This is a genomic window from Paraburkholderia panacisoli (assembly GCF_008369935.1).
GTDB lineage: Bacteria > Pseudomonadota > Gammaproteobacteria > Burkholderiales > Burkholderiaceae > Paraburkholderia > Paraburkholderia panacisoli.
This window is the reverse complement of sequence record NZ_VTUZ01000006.1, coordinates 110,300-130,459: the sequence shown is the minus strand read 5'-3', so window position 1 is coordinate 130,459 and position 20,160 is coordinate 110,300. Positions and strand designations below refer to the sequence as shown.

Genomic DNA, 20,160 nt, shown 5'->3' with positions numbered 1-20,160 from the left:
CGGTTATCGACGAACCGCGTAGACCTCCATATTCGCCTTGCGCCGCGCGGATAGCGCGAAATCCGCCATCTCGAAACCGCATTCGTCCAGCAGCGCGAGCAGTCGGGCGCGTGTGAAATGATGGCAGCGCTCGCGTTCCATCCAGTACGGATTGGTCCGTGCGGCGTCCATCGCTTTCCAGGCCGAGCAGAGCAAATCGGCCGTTGCGATGACGAGCACGCCGCCTTGCGGCAGGATTTGCGCGGCCCTTTCCAACGCTTCGCGTGCGCGCGGGATGTATTCGAGCACGTTCATCAGCGAAAGCACGTCCACCACAACCTCAAACTTCAGCTTCGTGAAGTCGTGCTGCATGGCGTCGTAGCCGAGTGCCTGGATGCGGCTCACGGCTTGTTCGCGCAAGTCCAGTCCCACGGCGGCGAAGCCGCAGTCCGCTGCGGTCATGACGAGGCCACCGTCGCCGCAGCCGACATCGACCCAAAGCGCCTTGCCATCGCGTCGCGCAAGGGCGCGATAGCCGCCCAGCAGCGCCACCGACTTCTCCACCACTGGCGCCCAGGCAGCGCGATGCGCGTCCGCGTCAGTAGCGTACTCGAGCGGTTGCGCTGCTTCGGCCAGTCCGGCTTCGGTCGGATAGTGCTGGTTGTGAACGTGTCCGCAAGACGGACAACGCATCCACGCTATCGTAGACGCCTCAGGCTCGCTGAACAGTCCGTGGCGGGTGCTGTTGGCGAAGCCGAGCGTCACGCTCGCGCCCCCGCCCCCGCATAGCGGGCAGCCTTCATAGCGCGCTCGCAGTGCCTTCGGGCCGGCCGCTGTTCCGGCCGGCGCGCTGTGATCCGGTTCCTGCACCGGCCCGCAGTCGGCCACGTCAATGTGCGCGTCGGGGAGTCCGTTGCGGCGCCGCTCCACCATCAACTCGATGCCCCGTTCGAAGTTGCGCGTGAAGCGCAGTGTGTCGAACAGCGGGGCGCTCAGGCGTCCCGCGGCGATCTTCTCGCGCAATTCCATGCGCCATTGAGCGTCCGTGGCGATGCGCTGCGCGATGCGCACCATATCGTCGTGATCGGCACCCACGAGTTCGGGCAGGTCTATTGCATTGAGCAGGCTCTCGCTCACGCGCGACGGGAAATGCACGCCGCGTGCCGTGATGACAGGCACGCCGGCCCAGAGTGCGTCCGAAGTGGTCGTATGCCCGTTGCAGACGAGGGTGTCCAGTACCGCGTCGGCGAGCTGCAGGCGTGCCAGATGATCGTGCGGCGCGGCGAACGGCGCAAACACGAGCCGTTCCGGCTCGATGCCCGCGAGCTGCGCGTGGCGCGTGAGATTGGCGATGGCCGCCTCGCTCTGGCCGAGGAGCCAGAGTACGCTGTCGGGCACCGCGGCCAGCACGCGTAACCAGACCGAGAAGCTCGTGGGGTCGATCTTGTACGACTGATTGAATGCGCCGAACACGACCTTGTCGTCCGGCAGGCCATAGGCGGCTCGCGCGCCGGGTCGGGCAGCGAAGTGCCGCTTGCGGTCGTTGCACTGGTATGTGTGGGGCAGGCGGCAGAACTTCTCGGTGTACCAGCGTGTGCTGCTATCGGGGGTGACGAAGCGGTCCGACACGATGTAGTCGATGTCGGCACTCGCGGCGCTGCCCGGGAAGCCGAGGTACGCCACCTGCAGTGCGGCGGGGCGCAACGCGAGGATGCCGGGACGGCCGCCGCCGGTATAGAGCTTCAGGTCGAACAGGATGTCGAGTTCATCGTCGACGATGCGCGCCGCCGCCTGGCGGTCGCCTAGCGCATGCACGCTCACGTGGTGCTCGATTGCTGAAAGAAAGCGCTGACGGTAATCGGAGACGTCGGTGTTGCTGTAGTCGTAGGCGAAGATTTCGAAGCGTTCGCGATCGTGCGCTTCGAAGAGGCCCGCCATCAAGTGCATGGTCGCGTGATTGCGAAAATCGCAGGACAGATAGCCGACGCGCAGACGCCGGCCGGTCTGTCCGGCTGGCGGCTTGCGGGAGACCGGCTCGCCGGTCGGCACCATGCGCCGCAGATACGCCTGCGTCACGCCGAGATTGCGTTGTTCGTCGGCACACCACGTAAGGTGCGTGAGCGGATATTCGTGCGCGGCGTCGAAGTCGCCGGCGTCATACAAGACGCCGATGCGTTTCTGAAGTGCTTCGATCCATTCCCATTCGCAGGTGAATCGTGCCGGGACAAGCGCGGCGCCGGCAACTGCGGGGTCGTTGGGCGCGAGCTCGACAATTTTCTTGAAGGCGTTTGACGACTCTTCGTAAAGGTCGTTGCTTTGCAGCAGCAGCGCGGCATGCGAGAGAAAGCGCGGATTCCCGCTGACCGCGAGCTGGCGGCGTGCGTACTCGATGCCTTCATGCTGACGATTGGCGTTGAACAGCGTAGTGATGAGCGCGTCGAGCACCTCATCGTTGTCCGGCATCTCGGCAAGCGCATTTTGCAGGCAGTGGAGCGCTTCTTCCGTGCTGCGCTCGGCGGCAAGGAGCACGCCGGCTGCGAGCCAGTTGCGCGCACCGCCGCCGCTCTCGCCCACAGCGCGAAAAGTGGCGATTGCTTCAGTCGGCCGGCCGGTCAGGCGTAGCGCCTCGGCTCGCAGCGCTAGAGCGCCGAGGTGTCCGGGATGCTGGACGAGCAACGCGTCGAGCTCGGGCATCGCCGTGGCGGCGTCCCCGCTGTTCACCTGATGGAGTAGCGCCTCCAGGCGCTCTGCCAGATTTGTCATACGGATCGATTGCATGAAGATTTTGAGCCTGCCGGGCGAGGCAGTTTAGCAAGCTCCGTGCACCGGCAGCGCCCTGCGCTGTGGATCGCAGGGCGCTGCCGGCGCGGCAAAGCGTGGCAATACCACACTCCCGAACGGGATTTGCCAGTGTGAAGAGCATTCCGGGCCTGTCCCGCGCGGCAGTCGTCGCGCGGGACAGGGCCCGGATCGCAGGCTGCCGCGTTACAGATTCAGATAATCGATCTGCGTGGCCGTCAGCTGGCCCATCTGCGTCGACGTCAGCGCATGCACCTGGGTCGTCGTCAGTGCGGCGATCTGCGTAGTCGTCATCACGCCCACTTGGAGCGACGTCACCTGCGAGGTCGTCAGCGACGCGATTTCCTTCGTCGACAGCGCTTGAACCTGCGACGTGCTCAGCGCAGCCAGAACCGTGGTCGTGAGACCCTGGGTCTGTGCGGTGGTCAGCGCGCCGATCTGGGAGGTCGTGAAGTTCGTCACGAGCGCGCCGATCTGCGCGTACTGCATCGCGGCGACCTGGCTCGTCGTGAACGCCTGCACATCGGTCGTGCTGAGCGAACCGAGTTGTGTGGTGGACAGCGAACCGACATCCTTCGTCGTGAACGCCTGCACCTGGGCAGTGCTCAAGCCTGTCATCGTCGTGGTCGTGATGCCCGCGAGCTGCGCGGTGCTAAGCGCGCCGATCTGGTTGCTTGTGAGCGCCGTGCCGAGCGCGCCAACCTGCGAGGTTTTCAGCGCGCTGATCTCCTTGGTCGAGATGGCTTGCATCTGCGCCGTGCTCAGCGTGCCGATGACCGTCGTCGTCAGGCCGGTTGCCTGGGCCGTCGTGAGCGCCCCGATCTGTAGCGTCGAGAAGCTCGCGCCGAGCGTGCTCACCTGCTGGTAGGTCAGCGCCGCCACTTGCCCGGTCGTCAGGGCTGTCACATCGGTGGTCGAGAGCGAGCCGAGCTGGCTGGTCGAGAACGCGGCGATTTCCTTGGTCGTGATCGCCTGCAGCTGCGTGGTCGTCAGCGCCGCCATCGTTGTGGTGCTCACGCCGGCAGCCTGGGCCGTGCTCAGTGCGCCAATCTGGCCGGTCGTGAGCGTCGAGCCGAGCGCGCCGATCTGGGCGGTCGTGAACGCCGAGATTTCCTTGGTCGAGACGGCCTGCATCTGCGCCGTGGTGAGCGAACTGATGACGCTGGCCGAAAGTCCCGACGCCTGAGCGGTCGTGAGCGCGCCGATCTGGCCGGTCGTCAGCTTGGTGGCAAGCGTCGCGATCTGGTTGGTCGTGAGCGATGCGACCTGGGCGGTCGAGAGCGAGCCGACCTGCGCGGTCGAGAGCGAGCCGAGCTGGCTGGTCGAGAACGCGGCGATTTCCTTGGTCGTGATCGCCTGCAGCTGCGTGGTCGTCAGCGCCGCCATCGTTGTGGTGCTCACGCCGGCGGCCTGGGCCGTGCCGAGCGCGCCGATCTGGGCGGTCGTCAGGCTACCGGCCAGCGTTGCGACCTGGTTGGTCGTGAGCGAAGCGACCTGGGCGGTCGTGAGCGCGGCGACCTGCGTGGTCGAGAGCGCGCCGAGCTGGGCGGTCGAGAACGAGCTGATTTCCTTGGTCGCGATCGCCTGCAACTGCGTGGTCGTCAGAGCCGCCATCGTCGTGGTGCTCAGGCCGGCTGCCTGGGCCGTGCTCAGTGCGCCGATCTGGCCGGTCGTGAGCGTCGAGCCGAGCGCGCCAACCTGTGCGGTCTTCAGTGCGCTGATCTCCTTGGTCGAGATGGCCTGCATCTGCGCCGTGGACATCCCGCTGATGATCGAGGTGCTCAGGCCCGCCGCCTGGACGGTCGTGAGCGCGCCGATTTGCGTCGTGGTGAGGCTGTCGGCGAGCGTGGTGACCTGATTGGTCGAGAGCGAAGCGACCTGAGCGGTCGTGAGTGCGGCGACCTGCGTGGTCGAAAGGGCGCCGAGCTGGCTGGTCGAGAACGAGCCGATTTCCTTGGTCGTGATCGCCTGCAGCTGCGGGCTCGTGAGAGCCGCCATCGTCGTGGTGGTCACGCCGGCTGCCAGGGCCGTGCTCAGTGCGCCGATCTGGCCGGTCGTGAGCGTCGAGCCGAGCGCGCCGATCTGTGCGGTCGTGAACGCCGAGATTTCCTTGGTCGCGATGGCCTGCATCTGCGCCGTGCTGAGCGAACCGATGACGCTGGCCGAAAGGCCCGGTGCCTGAGCGGTCGTGAGCGCGCCGATCTGGCCGGTCGTCAGCTTGGCGGCAAGCGTCGTGATCTGGTTGGTCGTGAGCGATGCGACCTGGGCGGTCGAGAGCGAGCCGACCTGCGTGGTCGAGAGCGAGCCGAGCTGGCTGGTCGAGAACGCGGCGATTTCCTTGGTCGTGATCGCCTGCAGCTGCGTGGTCGTCAGAGCCGCCATCGTCGTGGTCGTCACGCCGGCGGCCTGGGCCGTGCTCAGTGTGCCGATCTGGCCGGTCGTGAGTGTCGAACCGAGCGCGCCAACCTGCGCGGTCGTGAATGCCGTGATCTCCTTGGTCGAGATGGCCTGCATCTGCGCCGTGGTCAGCGAACCGATGACGCTGGCCGAAAGGCCCGGCGCCTGAGCGGTCGTGAGCGCGCCGATTTGCGTCGTGGTGAAGCTTGGCGCGAACGCCGAAACTTCGGCGGTCGTCAGCGCCGCGACTTGGACCGTACTCAGGTTGCTGATCTGAGAGGTCGTCAAGGCAGCGATCTGGCCCGTACTGAGCGCCGCGACGTCCTTCGTGGAAAGCGCGTTCAGTTGGGAGCTGTTGAACAGCGCAAGTGCCGCCGTACTGATGGAGACGATGTCGGATGTCGACATGGCCGCGATCTGAGCCGTCTGCAACGCCTGTGCTTGAGCAGTACTTAGAGCGGCGATGTCGGATGTGGACAGCGCCGCTATTTGTTTCGTCGTCAGGGCTGCGACTTGCGCAGTTGACATTATTGTTACGATCGAGGTCATGTGTCGTCTTTTATGGATTTATCGTTCCTGGGGCGGCGACTTCATAACCCCGCACCGCCACCCAAAGCGTTAGCGGCTCAATAACCAGCCGAGCCCAAGCTGGTCAACGGCATTACCTTTGAAATCTTTAGAAATATGTGGAAAGGGAAAATAACTGATACGCAAAGATTCGCGTGGCGTAGGGCGCCGTACGAATTTCACGTAAAAAACGATAAATGGCGGCGCGTATCCCCTCGCTGTGCTGAGGAAGACGTTTTGCCTGGTAGAGGGGGCGCCAGATTCGATTTGGCTGGCATTGGCGCGACGACGGCAATGTCCGGTGCAGATCGAACGCGCCACTCAGGCGGGTCTGCGGTGCAGGAGGCAAGGTTGTGGCATGCCGCGTTGAGCCAGCAACACGGGTGATAACAAAAATTGCAGAGTTCAGGCCCGGGCGGACAATCTCGCTCAACTGTCAGCGCAAGTTGTAGTTGGCAGCTCACAGCCCCGCGTGTAGCGCGTCGTTGTCTTAACCCTTCAGCCGGCAGCGCCGCGTTCGGTGATCCTGCTTTACATGGCCGACTGATTTGGGCAACCACGTCGGCGCAAAAAAGCGAAATAGCAGCTTCATCATGGGCCGGCAATCTCACTTCAAACAAGTAGCTGGATTAACGCATGCAAGACCGCTCCCTTAGGGCGCGATCTCATTGCCATAAGCTTGTTGAAAGCAGCGGCTACCGTTAGAATCCCACGGTCATTGGGGAGTAGCCTTCCTTCATCCATTGAAGGAGAGCGCGTCAACATACTTGACCTGCGGGTCATGGCGCGTTCGACCGAGTCGGTTTGGCGAGACCATTGACGCATTGCCTCGTTCTGGTCGGACGGGCGGCGGTGCGTCATTGGTTCGTTACATACGTCCGACCGCGGAGTTGCCCTGTGAATCACCGTAGCGCCTTGTCAGTCTCCCCGCATGCTTTCGCGTTGGCCCGCCATTCGGCGAGCGGCCGTGCTTTTTGCGCATGCGTCGGGAGTCACGCATGACTGGTCTGCTCTTCGAACTCGCGATCATGCTGGTCGTCATCCTAGTGGCGGCTGAGCTCTTCACCAACGCGCTCGAACATCTCGGCGAACGTCTGAAAATCTCCGAAGGCGTGACAGGCTCGCTGTTCGCGGCGGTCGGCACCGCGCTGCCCGAAACGCTCGTGCCGCTGCTCGCGATTGCGAGTGGCACGACCGATAGCGCGGTCAATCAGGAGATCGGCGTCGGCGCGATTCTCGGCGCGCCGCTGATGCTCTCCACGCTGTCGACATTTCTGATGACGCTCGCCATTCTTCGCGCACGCGGCGTCAAAGGCTGGGTCGCGCCCGAGCGCACCGGTTTCACGCGCGACCTGAACTATTTCCTGTGTGCGTTCGTGCTGGCGGCCGGGGCGATGTACGTGCCGCACACACAGATGATCGTGCGCGCGATGTTCAGCGTCGCGCTGGTGGGCGTGTACGTCACCTACGTGGTGATGACGTTTCGCGCATCGAGCGAACTCGTCGACGCAGGGCACGGCACCGAAGCGCCCGGCAAGATGCTGCTCTCTCGCGTCGGCGTGCCGACCAATCTCGCGACCATCGTGCTGCAACTGGCGCTCGCCGTTGCATTGCTGGTGTGGGGCGCGGAAGGGTTCATCCACGGCGTGCGTGGCGTGTCGCAGGTGCTCGGCGTGTCGCCGCTGCTGCTGTCGCTGCTGATCATTCCGATTGCCACCGAGTTGCCCGAGAAGGTCAACAGCATCCTGTGGATTCGACGCGGCAAGGACACGCTGGCGTTCGGCAACATCACCGGCGCGATGGTGTTTCAAGGCACTTTGCTTCCCGCGATCGGTATTCTGCTGACGCCGTGGACGCCGCGTATCGAAGTGGTGACCGGGATCGTGATCACGCTCGCTGCTGCTGCGTGGCTGCGTGTGAATGTGCGCGAGCGTGGTGTGCCCGTGTGGGCGCTGCTGGTGTGCGGCGTGTTGTACGCCACGTATCTGGCGATCACGCTGACGCGTTGAGTGATCGGCTTCAGGCCTGTCGTCATGCCTGGGCGATCGATTGAGGGCGGTTGACTTTGACCGCCTCACTCCGTTGTTAACGGCACGATATTGGCAAGCTTGAGGGCTGCGCGTGCAGGTCGCCTGATCATTCCGGTTAGCCGGCGATTGAGCCGCGCGAATCGACGAATATGCGTGTTGTCCCCATAAAGTTTTTCCTGGCCGGGCCGATACCCCAAACAAGGCGGGCGGCAAACGAACAGCTGCCACGTTCGCTGATGCCTTGGTCTACATGGCATGTAACGGTCTGATGGCCCCAACAGGAGAATTTCCATGCTCGGAATTAACAGCAACATCAACTCGCTGGTTGCACAGCAGAACCTGACCAGCTCGGGTAGCGCACTGTCGCAAGCAATCACGCGTCTGTCGTCGGGCAAGCGTATCAACAGCGCAGCGGACGATGCAGCAGGTCTGGCGATCTCGAACATCATGCAGACCCAGATCAACGGTCTGACCCAAGGTGTTTCGAACGCGAACGACGGCGTCTCGATGGTGCAAACGGCATCGAGCGGCCTGTCGTCGCTGACGAGCAGCCTGCAGCGTATCCGCCAGCTCGCGACGCAAGCATCGAACGGCAGCATGACCGACACCGATCGCGCAGCGCTGCAACAGGAAGTGACGCAACAGATCCAGGAAGTGAACCGTATCGCGTCGCAAACGACGTACAACGGCATGAACGTGCTGAACGGTTCGCTGGGCAGCGTGTCGTTCCAGGTCGGCGCGAACGTCGGTCAGACGATCAGCCTGAACCTGTCGCAAGGCGTTTCGGCAGCTTCGCTGGGTGGTGGTGCAGTGCAAGCGGGCGACACGGTCGCGTCGCTGGCTGTTTCGCTCGACTCGACGGGCGCAGCGTGGAATGCAACCAGTTCGACGGGCACCGAGGTCACCCAGCTGAATGTCCTCTCGGACGGCAAAGGCGGCTTCTCGTACACGGATCAGAACGGCAATGCACTTTCGTTCGACCCTGTGGCGACGAACCTGCTGACCAATACCAACGGTTCGCTCTCGATCAATGCAGCCGGCGCGCTCAATGCAACGACCGAGATGGGCTCAATCGACGCGGCCAACGCAGCCAACTCGTACACCTCTGGCACGACGCTGGGCACGATTTCTGGCCTCGACATCAGCGCGACAACTGGCGCAGACGCGGCGGCCGCATCGTCCACTGATATCACGTCGATCACCGTGAAGTCGGATGGCAACAAGGGCTATACGTTCTGGGACCAGAGCGGCAACCAGATTACGAGCGGCACCGCGGCCGGCACAGCTATCCTCGGTGCGGCTGGTCTTGGCTATACGGCACCTGTGGGCGCCACGCCCGGAACGATGACCAAAGGCGGTGGTATCACGCAGACGACGCTTCCGTGGACTGCCGCTTCGACCGCAACGACGCAAACCGTCGACCAGATCGACATCAGCTCGGTTGCTGGCGCGAACAAGGCCATCGAGTCGATCGACGACGCACTGAACACGGTCAACAACATCCAGGCAACGCTCGGCGCCGCGCAAAACCGCTTCAGCGCAATCAGCACGACGCAGCAAGCCCAGTCGACCGACCTGTCGTCGGCACAATCGCAAATCCAGGATGCCAACTTCGCAGCGGAAACGGCCAACCTGAGCAAGGCGCAAGTGCTGCAGCAAGCTGGTATCTCCGTGCTGTCGCAAGCGAACTCGCAACCGCAGCAGATCCTGAAGCTCCTCCAGTAACGCGCTTCATGTAGCATGCGTTCCGCGCCCGTGTGCCATACCCGGCGCGCGGAACGCAAACCCGTCGGGAGGCCAGCCTCCCGATTCCCGTTTTACAGACCTGAACCGATTCATCCGGCATCGCCGAAACACGGAGCCTGTCCATGTCCACCGTATCCTCGACCGCAAGTTCGATCGCCAGTACCGTCGCCGCCACGACCGCAGCGAGCACCGCCGCGCTGCAGGCAGCCGCGCAGTCGATTATCAGCGGTTCGACCAATTCGACGATGGACGTGAATTCGCTCGTGACGGCGCTCGTCAACTCCAAGATCGCCGGCCAGGCCGCGACGTTGGCCGCACAGCAGACGCTGGACAACACGCAGATCTCTGCCTACGGCACGCTCTCCGCCGCACTCTCCGCGCTGCAGGCCGGACTGACCTCGCTCTCGAATGGGACAACCGTGAATGATTTCACGGCGACGACCAGCGGCACCAACACCGGCATCACGGCCACGGCGGCTAGCGGTGCGGTGGCCGGCACGTATTCGATCGACGTGGCCCAGGTGGCGACGGCCCAAGTGCTGACGTCGACGGGCTATGACGCGAAGACTGCGCTCGCTACGGGCCCGAGCACGATGACGCTGTCCGTCGGCGGGGCGAGCACGACGATCTCGCTCGACAGTTCCAACAGCACGATCTCCGGCATCGCGGCGGCCATCAACAGCGCGAGCAACAATCCCGGCGTTTCGGCGACCGTCGTCAACGGCTCAGACGGCGCGCACCTCGTGTTGCACGCGACGTCGACCGGCTCCTCGAATGCCATCAGCGTCCAGATCAGCGATTCGACATCGACGGATAAACTGAACAACCTCGCCGTGACGAGCAACAAGGGTACGTCGCTGACGGGTATATCGAGCGCGACCAGCGCGCAGCTCAAGGCCAATCAGTCGACTCTCGACGATGGCTCGGGAACGGCAGTCACCAGCACGTCTAATTGGACCCAGACGACGGCTGCACAGGACGCCTATTTCACGATCGACGGCACCGGCGTCACCAATTCGACCAACACCGTGACGTCCGCGCTTTCCGGCATCACGCTGAACCTTTCGGCCGCTTCCGTCGATACGACGGGTTCATCGCCGCAGACCCTGACGGTCGCCCAGGACACCACCTCGCAGGCCAGTACGATCAACCAGTTCGTCACGCTGTACAACACGCTCGTCACGACGATGGGCACGCTGACAGCGTACAGCTCGACCGCGACGTCGCAGGGCGTGCTGCTTGGCGACTCGACGCTGAACATGGTCCAGAACCAGTTGGCGTCGATCGTGGCGACGGGCGTGAAAAGCGGCAACACGACGACCAGCCTCGCTTCGATCGGCATCTCACTGAATGCGGACGGCTCGCTCTCGGTCGACAGCGACACGCTGAATAGCGCGCTGAAGAACAATCAGTCGACGGTGGCTTCGCTGTTCAACTCCACGAATGGCATCGCGGAGCAGCTGAACACCAACATCACCAACTATCTGTCGACCAGCGGTGTCATCCAGACGCGCACAACCGCGCTCAACACGGACCTGACGAACCTCTCGACGCAACAGACGTCGCTGACGAACTATCAGACGCAGCTCACCAGCATGTACAACGCGCAATTCACCGCGCTCAACACGCTGATGGCGACGATGAACAACAACTCGCAATATCTGACGCAACTCTTCGGCGGCACTAACAGCGCCGGCGCGCTCGCCACCAACAAGGGCTGAGCGGAACAGGGAGGCAAGACATGGAATTCGCGACTTGCATCGATCGCATCTGGCAACTCACCAAGTCTATCGAGCAGGCAACGGCCGTCGGCGAATGGGAACGGGCGGCGGAACTCGCGAGCGAGCGTTCGCCGCTGCTCATGTCGCTCTCCGCGCAACAAGCGGGCGCCGCGCTCGATGTGCTCACGCAGGTTCACGCGATCGACACGCGGATCGCCGCAGAGGCGCAGTTGGCCCAGACCGAGTTGGGCGCCGAATATCGGGCGGCCATGCAGGCGGCCGGCCATGCGAATCAGTATCAACGCGTCGCGCAATTCTGAAGCCGGCGAATCGCGCCGCGTCCTGAACGATCCCAATTCATCGCGTCCTTGTGGACGTACACGTCAATCGCCTCGTGCGAGCCTGGCTTATCCGCAGGCGCTGCGTACGCGGGCGGGCATTGCCCGTGAGCATGCGAAATCTCCTGAATAAGCCTTGAGCCGATACGCCCCGTTGGCGTCGGCAGCATGCGCTGCAGCGAATTCAAAGTCGGCGTATTCTCGGTCGCTCGCTGCTTATTGATCGTGGAGAAATCATGCAAAAACGCAGAATCGGCCGTTCCGAATTACACGTCGCGCCGCTTATGTTCGGCGGCAATGTTTTCGGCTGGACCGCGGATGAAGCCACGTCGTTTTCGATCCTCGATGCGTTCGTCGATGCAGGGCTCGACTTCATCGACACCGCCGACGTCTACTCGGCATGGGTGTCCGGCAACCAGGGCGGCGAGTCGGAAAGCATCATCGGCAAGTGGTTCCGGCAAAGCGGCAAGCGCGACAAGATTGTGCTCGCCACCAAGGTCTCGAAACATCCGCAGCGCAAGGGCTTGTCGGCGGCCAACATCCAGGCGGCGGTCGAAGATTCGTTGCGGCACTTGCAAACCGATTACATCGACGTCTATTTTTCGCACGACGACGACACCGAAACGCCGCTGGCCGAAACGCTCGGCGCTTATCAGAAGCTGATCGAGGCGGGCAAGGTGCGAGTGATCGGCGCTTCGAACCACAGCGGCGCACGCACCGAAGCAGCGCTCGCCGTGTCCCGCCAGCGCGGACTGCCGGAGTATCAGTTGCTGCAGCCGGAGTACAACCTGTACGATCGCGCGGACTATGAGCGCGATATCGAGCCGGTGGCGCTCGCCAATCAGCTTGGCGTGGTGGTGTACTACAGCCTCGCGAGCGGCTTTCTGTCCGGCAAGTACCGCTCGCAGGCGGACCTGGCCGGCAAGGCACGCGGCGGCCGGGTTGAAAAGTATCTGAACGAGCGCGGCTTGCGGATTCTGGGCGCGCTCGATCGTGTCGCCGAACGGCACGGCAGTTCGCCGGCCACCATCGCGCTGGCGTGGCTGATCGCCCGCCCGAGCGTGACGGCCCCGATCGCCAGCGCCACCTCGGTCGAGCAGCTCAAAAGCCTCGCGGCCGCCGTCCATCTGATGCTGACCGGTGACGACATCCGCGAACTGAACGAGGCGAGCGCCTGATCGCACCGGCAGACCTGGCGCGAACGCTAAACCCCTGGTAGGATGGATAGTTTCCTGATATCATCGGGAGTGAATTGAGATCTTTGCCTGTTTCGTCAGTGTTTTTCATTGATGAAAGGTTGGCGAAACGGCAACAGGCGCGGCAATTGCAGCACGTCTGTCCGCGTTCCGCGGTGAGCTCCCCACCTCTCTTTTCCGGCCTCCGTGGCCGCTTTGCCTCTCGTTCCATTCGTGGTTTGGCCGGGGTTTTCCCCGCGTTTGCCTGTTACTGGCCATGAATCGAAACGACCGGAGGGCCGGCGCGTGAGCGGTCTACCGCCACGCAAATTAACCCGTATCAAGTGATTGAGTTAGGAATTACATGACGACGATTCTTCTGAAGGAAAACGAGCCGTTCGAAGTGGCAATTCGCCGCTTTCGTCGCGCAATCGAAAAGAATGGCCTGATCGCTGAACTGCGTGAGCGTCAATCGTACGAAAAGCCGACCACGGCACGTAAGCGTAAGAAGGCTGCTGCTGTGAAGCGCCTGCACAAGCGCCTGCGCAGCCAGATGCTGCCGAAAAAGCTGCACTAAGCACGCTTTTTTACACGCCGAACGGCGGTGTGAGCTTCGAAAGAAGCCGCATCGCCGTTTTGCTTTTGGTGCTCTTTTTTGTTGGGGCGCGCGTTTGGAGAACGCAGCTGCGTAGGTAGATGAAATGCTGGCTGCGCGGTTGCGGCGTGGGGTGTAGCGGCCCCGGCCAAAGCGCGTGAAAGTGCGCGATTTAGCGGCGCCGTCGCGTCATGTAAATCCGTTTGGTCCGGTTAAGCAGCGCTCTTCAACCGCTCGGCGGACAGGCCGAACTGCCGGGCAATCGAGCCCAAGCGCTCACGCCATTCCCACGTGCCGAATACGTCATGGACGTTTTGCAGGCAGCTGAGCAGATCGACGGTGACCGGGTCGTACACATTGATGCGCGCGCGCAGAAGCGCTTTCTTCAGGGCGGATACACCGACATCCATGTAAGAAGGCACCTCGACAGGCGTTTTGGCTATATAGCGCACCGGAATGCCTTCCATTGCAGTCATATAGTCGCGCGGCCTGATGAAGCTGCCGACCGGGCATCCGCCGCAATAGCCTCGATAGGCCCCACCGCCGCGCGGCAGCAATGCGGCGCGCTTCTGCTCGAACAGATGAGCCACGGCCTGATCGAAAATATCCTGATGCGTCAGAAAGCTAAGTGTTTTCATGGTTGGTCTCCCGTGCTAACGCAGCGGTTATTCGTTGTTTGAGCACATGAGCAGTAGTATCCAACGCGTGCCACTGAGCGAAGTCCGGACTAGGGCGGCGAAAAGCCTTCAATTCCCGGTTTTGCGCGTGGCGTCCCGGCGAGGAGAGAGCCAGCGTTCTCCCTGCTCAGTGCCTATAACCCTATAACGACCGGGACGCGCGAGAAGCGTAGAGGGGCTTTGTCGGACGGCGTTATGGAGTGGCCCTCGACATGTGTCGAGCGCCGATTTTGAGCCGCCCGGCCTTGCGCCAACAGGCAAACGAGGCTTGGGGAGCCGCGGTACTCGGGAGTTTCCCTAGGCACCTGTCATTTGTTAGAACCGCGGCACTAAGCGGCAACAGGCATCAGCGGGCGGAAGCCGGAGGCACCCATCCAGAGCAGATCGCGCCCAGCTCAACCGGCCTTGCGACTACGCCCCTTCTTGCCCAGCGCCACGCATCGCGCGCGACACATGCAGTTCGTCTCATGATCGTTGACCATCCCGACCGCTTGCATGAACGCGTAACAGATCGTCGAGCCGACGAACTTGCAGCCGTAGCGTTTCAGCCCTTTGCTCAGTGCATCCGACACGTCCGTCGATGCGGGCGCCTGCTTGTACGAGGCCCAATCGTTCTGGATCGGCGTCTGATCGACGAACGACCACACGAAGTTGGCAAGCGACCCGTGCTCGGCCTGAATCTGCTGCACCGCGCGGGCGTTGCTGATGGCTGCTTCGATCTTGCCGCGGTGGCGCACGATACTTTCGTCGGTCACCAGCTTGTCAACGTGCTTCGGCGTAAAGCGCGCGATCTTGTCGATGTCGAAGTCGGCGAACGCGCGGCGGTAGCCGGCCCGCTTGTTGAGAATTGTCGACCACGACAAACCCGCCTGCGCGCCCTCCAGAACCAGCATCTCGAACAGATGCCGATCGTCGCGCGAGGGCACGCCCCATTCGGAGTCGTGGTACTGTGCGAGCGCTTCGCTCGATACCCAGTTGCATCGCTGTGTCACTGTCGCGCTCCTGCGTGTCCGTTGTCGTGTCGCCCGTCAGCATAGCTGAAGCTGGGCGCGCCGCAAGCTGGCCGTTTGGCCAATTGCCGGATTGAATCTGACCTGCCACGCTACGCGTTATTCATTCACGGAAATCATTCGATTCGATGAACCAAGACTTCTTTCTGATCGGCATTGACGGTGGCGGCAGCGGCACGCGCGTCGTGCTCGGCGACGCGCAGGGCCGCGAACTGGCACAGGCAGCAAGCGGGCCGTCGGGTTTGGGGCTCGGCATCGAGCGGGCGTGGCAGTCGATCGAGGCCGGCTGCGCCGAAGCGTTCGAGCGTGCTGGCGCAAGCCTGGACTGGTCGCGCTGTGTGCTGGGTTGTGGATTGGCGGGCGTCAACAATCGTGACTGGCTCGCCGAGTTTCACGCACGAGCGCCCGGGGTCGCCGGACTTGCCGTGGAAAGCGACGCATATACGACGCTGCTGGGAGCGCACGGCGGCGCGCCCGGCGTGATCGTCGCGCTCGGCACCGGCAGCGTGGCGGCTTCGCTCGCTGACGACGGCGAATGCCGCGTTGCCAGCGGCTACGGCTTTCCATCGGGCGACGAGGCAAGCGGCGCGTGGCTCGGGCTGCGGCTGATTGTGCATGCGCAGCAGGCGCTCGACGGGCGCGCGCCCATCGACGACCTCGCGCGGGCGCTGCTCGCGCACACCGGCGCACAGGACCGCGAGAGTCTCGTCGTCTGGCTCTGCGCGGCCAATCAGACGGCTTACGCGAGCCTCGCGCCAGTCGCGATCGCGCATCGCACGCATCCGTTCGCCGCGCGGCTGCTCGGCGAGGCCGGCGGCGAAGTGGGCAAGATGATCAGTGCGCTGGATTCCTCGGAAAGCTTGCCCGTCGCGTTGTGCGGCGGACTTGGCGCACCGTTGCGCGAGTATGTGCCGCAGCGCTATCAGGCGCGCCTGCGCGAGCCGCTGGCGGACTCGGCGCATGGCGGACTGCAACTCGCGCAGCGCGAAGCCGCGCACCTGGCTGACTGAGTATTGCTGGCTGAGAATGCCGACCTTGCCGGCCGCGATTCTGGGTGCGCGTCCGGCAACGGTAAAATACGCTCTTCGACGCTGCCCTAACCGCTCATACCATGTACAAAGTCATCGCCACCGATCTCGACGGCACGCTGCTCAACGCCGATCATCAGGTGGACCCGTTCACGGTCGCCACTGTGCGCAAACTGGAAAACGACGGGCTGCGGTTCGTGATCGCTACGGGGCGGCATTATTGCGACGTCGCGGGCATTCGTGATCTGCTCGGAATCAGTCCGTATCTGATTACGTCGAACGGCGCGCGCATCCATGCGCCGGACAACACCGTGATTCACGCCGACGACCTGCCGCCGGCCATCGTCCAGCGCCTCGTGCAACCGGAGATCGCCGGCTCGCATGGCCGCGTGATCGTCAACCTGTTCGCCGACCAGGCGTGGCTGATCGACCGCGATGCGCCGGATCTGCTGAAGTTCCATCAGGACTCGGGCTTCACTTACGAAGTGACCGATCTGCCGAATCACGACGGCGTCGACATCGCGAAAGCGCTCTACATCGGCGACCCCGCCGATCTCGCGCCGATCGCCGCGAATCTCGCGCGCGAATTCGGCGATGACCTGTATGTGACCTATTCGCTGCCGGATTGTCTGGAAGTGATGACGTCGAACGTATCGAAGGGACGCGCGTTGCAGATCGTGCTTGAGCGTCTCGGCGTCGATGCATCGCAGTGCGTCGCGTTCGGTGACAACATGAACGATATCGACCTGCTGGAAACGGCCGGCCATCCGTTCATGATGAACAATGCCAATCCTGATCTCATCGCGCGTCTGCCGGACGTGCCGCGCATCGGCAACAACTTCGAAGCGGGCGTCGCGCACCACTTGCGCAAACTGTTCTCGCTCGACGACGAATTGGCGTCCTGAAACGGAATCGGCCCGCATCCATGTTCATGGAATGCGGACCGTTTTGACGCGCTGACTTTTTTTCGCAGCGCTACGTGGTCTACGCCGGCACGAGACGGCAAGTCGTAGTCGACTTACGCCACCAAGGTTGGCGATCTGCCACTGTGGCTCACCGGCTCACGCCGAGATCAATCAACCATGCCATCCGCCGCGGTGGTCGCCCCGATCATCGTGACCCCAGTGACGGTCGTTGTGATTCCAGCCGCGGTCATCCCGATGGTCGCCGCGGTAGTAATCGCCCCGGTCGTAACGATGGTTCCAGCCGCCGTAGTACACCGGCTGCGGCGCCGCATAAACGCGGGCCGGCTGTGCATACACCGGTGCGCCGAGCGACAGGCCGACATTCATTTCCGTATGCGCTTGCGCGACACCGCATGCGCCCGCCGCAAGACCGGCAGCAACCAGCAAGTGAGTGACGATGCGTTTCATGTTGTTCTCCTGTGAAGCGACGTGGGTTTGTCGCACAGGTCCAATGTACGCATTCAATCCTGCGGGTACTGCGACCAGATGTTACGGACTGCAAGCATCGTCGCTGCATTTGAAAGGAGCGCAGCATACGGTTCAATCGGAGCTCGGATTGTGGACAACCCACGCGAAGCCACGCCCAATAAGGTTTTTCGTCTTCTTTGGCGCTAGCAGTGCGCGCTCGGCGCACCGCGCGGCCGGAATCGGGCCGCTGCGTGCGTAATTGCGGCTTACATCTGTATTACCCGATTAATCTGCCGCGCTGCCGGAAGCACTGGAAGCTGCCGCCGATGGTGTGCCTGGCAGCGCAGCGCAAGGACAATCGGTGGCGCGTCCGTCCAGTCCCTGGCGGTCTCGTTTGAAACTGGCGCGCGCCGTGCCGTTTTGCCAGTCGAGCCGCACGATATAGATACTGTCGAAGTCGTCGCTTTGCCAGTTGGGGACATCGGCTGCTTTGCCGCCATGAGCGCTCAGCATCTGGCGCAACAACTTCACGATCAGTTTGTGCTCCCACGCCACGACGATCAGCTTGTTGCGATTGGCCGGGTTCACGAGCGTGGTGCCGAGCTGGTCGATCTGAGCGAAGCCATAGGGCGTTTGCACCGGCATTTGAAACTGGATGGCGGTTGGCTCGATCGTCGCCAGCGGACGGATGTAGTAATAGGGATGACCGCTATCGTCTTTTTGCTGGCCGGGGTCGGGCGCGTAAATCGCATCGGGTTTGCCGAACTTCGCAGCGATCACCGCCGGCAGCGCCAGCGCACGGTTCAGGCCCTGACAGTTGAGTTGTCCGAAGCCCTGCGCGGGCTTCTCGCCATGTCGCACGAAGACCAGCGTTTCGGTGTTGCCGTCGGCCGCATGCGCGGTGGGCAGCGCCGCTGCACCGACGCACAAGCCGGCAAGGGAGAGTGCGACGCCATGCAGGAATCCGCGGAAACGGTTCATCGGTAGCACCTCTGCAAGCTTGGAAGTCGCCCGATTCTAGCAGCGTGCCATGCCTTGCCACTGTCGGACTGCCCCACTGCCGGACTGTCGGCCAAACAGCGTCGTTCGAGCCAGAACAAAAACGGGCGCCGTAGCGCCCGCTTTGACTGGCTGGATAAAAGCACTCGCCGATCAGTCGAGCGCCAGTTCCTGTGAGCTAGCGGTGCCGCTTTCCGCGATTAGCGGATAAAGCACTCCCGCGATCACCGCCCCGATGATCGGCGCGACCCAGAACATCCACAACTGGTCCACGGCTGCGCCGCCGACAAACAGCGCCGGGCCGGTGGAACGCGCCGGATTGACCGACGTGTTGGTGACCGGGATCGAAATGAGGTGGATCAGCGTCAGGCACAGGCCGATCGCTATCGGCGCGAAGCCGGCCGGCGCGCGCCTGTCGGTTGCGCCCAGGATGACGAACAGGAAGAAGCCGGTCATCACCACTTCGCACACGAATGCCGCGGCGAGCGAGTAATGGCCCGGCGAGCGATCGCCGTAGCCGTTGCTGGCGAAACCGCTGGCCACGAGATCGAATTCCGGCTTGCCCGATGCGATTACCGACAACACCAGCGCAGCCAGCACGGCGCCGACCACTTGCGCGGCGATATACGGCACGAGGTCGCGAGCCGGAAAACGGCCGGCGACGGTCAGCCCGACGCTGACGGCCGGATTCAGATGACATCCGGAAATATGGCCGATTGCATAAGCCATGGTCAGAACCGTCAAGCCGAATGCCAGCGACACGCCGACGAATCCAATGCCCAAGCCGTGGACCGGGCCGGCGAAGTTCGCGGCGAGGACCGCACTGCCGCAGCCCCCGAGCACGAGCCAGAAAGTGCCGAACAGCTCAGCGGCAAGGCGCTTTGACAAACTGCATGATTGGTATTCCTAAAAAAGTGCGACGCTTTGAGAGCACTCACGGCTAAGCGTGGGTGTATGCCTTGAGCGCGCAATTCTAGGCAAAGACAGCCAAATTGAGTGTCAAGAATTGTCAATATGGAGTGGGCTTTACTATTATTGCCGGATAAAGCCGTCGTTTTGCAATTCAACAACGTTTAATAATTATCAGAGGATAGATTCCTGAATCGGTATTACTGGCCATTGCGAATTTTTATAATTGCAGTTAGTCTGCCGTCGAATGAGTTCTAGAAAAGGGGAGAACCGAATGTCTCAATACGCAGACCTCAAGGCGCAGATCGCCAAATTGCAGGCACAAGCAGAAGAAGCGCGGCGTACTGAAATAGACAATGTAGTCGCCGACATCCGCCAAAAGATCGCTGAATACGGTCTTACCGCTCAGGACCTCGGCTTTGCAGTTGCCGCCAAGCGTGGCCGGCCGCCCAAAAAGGCGCCGCTGCCGGCGAAATATCAGGACCCGAAATCGGGCAATACGTGGAGCGGTCGGGGAAAGCCGCCCAAGTGGATTGTCGGCAAGAATCGCGAGCGCTTTTTGATTGGCGCGGTCTGAACCGGTTGCCGCTCATGGCGAAAGCCAATTGAAGGTTGACCGAAGCCCCTTTTTTATTTGCCGAACGTCAATCAGGATGGAAGCGCATCCATCCGCTTAATAAAAAAGCCGCCCATCGGGGCGGCTTTTCCGTAGAAGAAGCGGGATAACTCTGATTTCCGCCTGCGCAAACGATTCACAGTCGAATTTACCTGCCATTTACCGCAAGAACCGGAAAGGCGGCAGCTGTGCGCAAGAGCA

At 62.6% G+C, this 20,160-nt stretch carries 16 protein-coding genes, 1 pseudogene and 1 riboswitch; of the genes and pseudogenes, 9 read left to right on the top strand and 8 right to left on the bottom strand.

Going from position 1 to position 20,160, the window contains the following annotated elements; genetic code table 11:
- Window positions 1-3 precede the first annotated feature (3 nt).
- The 3 genes from FVF58_RS11275 to FVF58_RS11265 all read right to left on the bottom strand — a co-directional run bounded on the left by FVF58_RS11275 (window position 4) and on the right by FVF58_RS11265 (window position 6,175).
- A complete protein-coding gene (locus FVF58_RS11275; RefSeq protein ID WP_188130789.1) occupies window positions 4-2,742 on the bottom strand; it encodes an O-linked N-acetylglucosamine transferase family protein in 2,739 nt (912 codons plus the stop codon).
- 222 nt (window positions 2,743-2,964) lie between these two features.
- Window positions 2,965-5,583 (bottom strand): beta strand repeat-containing protein, encoded by a 2,619-nt coding sequence (locus FVF58_RS11270; protein WP_149669984.1) that lies wholly within the window; start codon window positions 5,581-5,583, stop codon window positions 2,965-2,967.
- A gap of 268 nt (window positions 5,584-5,851) precedes the next feature.
- A complete protein-coding gene (locus FVF58_RS11265) occupies window positions 5,852-6,175 on the bottom strand; it encodes a hypothetical protein (RefSeq protein ID WP_149669983.1) in 324 nt (107 codons plus the stop codon).
- 275 nt (window positions 6,176-6,450) lie between these two features.
- Window positions 6,451-6,622, top strand: a riboswitch (yybP-ykoY riboswitch).
- Between the two features lie 118 nt (window positions 6,623-6,740).
- On the opposite strand from FVF58_RS11265, the gene FVF58_RS11260 reads away from it, so the two are divergent.
- The 6 genes from FVF58_RS11260 (at window position 6,741) to rpsU (ending at window position 13,329) form a co-directional block, all read left to right on the top strand.
- Entirely contained in the window at window positions 6,741-7,751 is a 1,011-nt protein-coding gene (locus FVF58_RS11260; RefSeq protein ID WP_149669982.1) for a sodium:calcium antiporter, read from the top strand.
- Window positions 7,752-8,063: 312 nt separating this feature from the next.
- Window positions 8,064-9,497, top strand: a complete 1,434-nt coding sequence (locus FVF58_RS11255) for a flagellin (RefSeq protein WP_149669981.1) — start codon at window positions 8,064-8,066, stop codon at window positions 9,495-9,497.
- A gap of 143 nt (window positions 9,498-9,640) precedes the next feature.
- Window positions 9,641-11,239: a flagellar filament capping protein FliD gene (gene fliD, locus FVF58_RS11250; RefSeq protein WP_149669980.1), complete on the top strand. Its 1,599-nt coding sequence runs from the start codon at window positions 9,641-9,643 to the stop codon at window positions 11,237-11,239.
- Window positions 11,240-11,259: 20 nt separating this feature from the next.
- The gene (gene fliT, locus FVF58_RS11245) at window positions 11,260-11,559 is read left to right on the top strand and encodes a flagellar protein FliT (protein ID WP_149669979.1); all 300 of its coding nucleotides are present in this window, start codon (window positions 11,260-11,262) and stop codon (window positions 11,557-11,559) included.
- Between the two features lie 254 nt (window positions 11,560-11,813).
- Complete coding sequence (locus tag FVF58_RS11240) at window positions 11,814-12,755, top strand: aldo/keto reductase (protein WP_149669978.1); 942 nt, start codon at window positions 11,814-11,816, stop codon at window positions 12,753-12,755.
- Window positions 12,756-13,116: 361 nt separating this feature from the next.
- Window positions 13,117-13,329, top strand: coding sequence for a 30S ribosomal protein S21 (rpsU, locus tag FVF58_RS11235; protein WP_006050883.1), 213 nt, complete (start codon window positions 13,117-13,119; stop codon window positions 13,327-13,329).
- A 230-nt stretch (window positions 13,330-13,559) separates the two neighbouring features.
- Here the strand turns inward: rpsU and FVF58_RS11230 are convergent, their stop codons facing one another.
- The gene (locus tag FVF58_RS11230; RefSeq protein ID WP_149669977.1) at window positions 13,560-13,985 is read right to left on the bottom strand and encodes a hypothetical protein; all 426 of its coding nucleotides are present in this window, start codon (window positions 13,983-13,985) and stop codon (window positions 13,560-13,562) included.
- A 434-nt stretch (window positions 13,986-14,419) separates the two neighbouring features.
- Window positions 14,420-15,016, bottom strand: a complete 597-nt coding sequence (locus FVF58_RS11225) for a DNA-3-methyladenine glycosylase I (protein ID WP_149669976.1) — start codon at window positions 15,014-15,016, stop codon at window positions 14,420-14,422.
- 146 nt (window positions 15,017-15,162) lie between these two features.
- Here FVF58_RS11225 and FVF58_RS11220 point away from each other — a divergent pair, with 146 nt between their 5' ends.
- On the top strand, window positions 15,163-16,044 hold the full coding sequence (locus FVF58_RS11220) for a glucosamine kinase nucleotide-binding domain-containing protein (protein WP_149669975.1): 882 nt from the start codon (window positions 15,163-15,165) through the stop codon (window positions 16,042-16,044).
- Window positions 16,045-16,145: 101 nt separating this feature from the next.
- Window positions 16,146-16,967, top strand: coding sequence for a Cof-type HAD-IIB family hydrolase (locus FVF58_RS11215; protein ID WP_149669974.1), 822 nt, complete (start codon window positions 16,146-16,148; stop codon window positions 16,965-16,967).
- A gap of 171 nt (window positions 16,968-17,138) precedes the next feature.
- Here FVF58_RS11215 and FVF58_RS11210 read toward each other — a convergent pair whose 3' ends face one another.
- The 3 genes and pseudogenes from FVF58_RS11210 to aqpZ form a co-directional block, all read right to left on the bottom strand.
- Window positions 17,139-17,435, bottom strand: coding sequence for a PXPV repeat protein (locus tag FVF58_RS11210; protein WP_149669973.1), 297 nt, complete (start codon window positions 17,433-17,435; stop codon window positions 17,139-17,141).
- A 285-nt stretch (window positions 17,436-17,720) separates the two neighbouring features.
- Window positions 17,721-18,416, bottom strand: coding sequence for a histidine phosphatase family protein (locus tag FVF58_RS11205; protein ID WP_149669972.1), 696 nt, complete (start codon window positions 18,414-18,416; stop codon window positions 17,721-17,723).
- Between the two features lie 171 nt (window positions 18,417-18,587).
- Window positions 18,588-19,325: pseudogene (gene aqpZ, locus FVF58_RS11200) on the bottom strand (aquaporin Z); the annotation flags it as partial.
- Window positions 19,326-19,617: 292 nt separating this feature from the next.
- Between aqpZ and FVF58_RS11195 the strand changes: the two are divergent.
- Window positions 19,618-19,920, top strand: a complete 303-nt coding sequence (locus FVF58_RS11195) for an H-NS histone family protein (RefSeq protein WP_042327140.1) — start codon at window positions 19,618-19,620, stop codon at window positions 19,918-19,920.
- Window positions 19,921-20,160 lie beyond the last annotated feature (240 nt).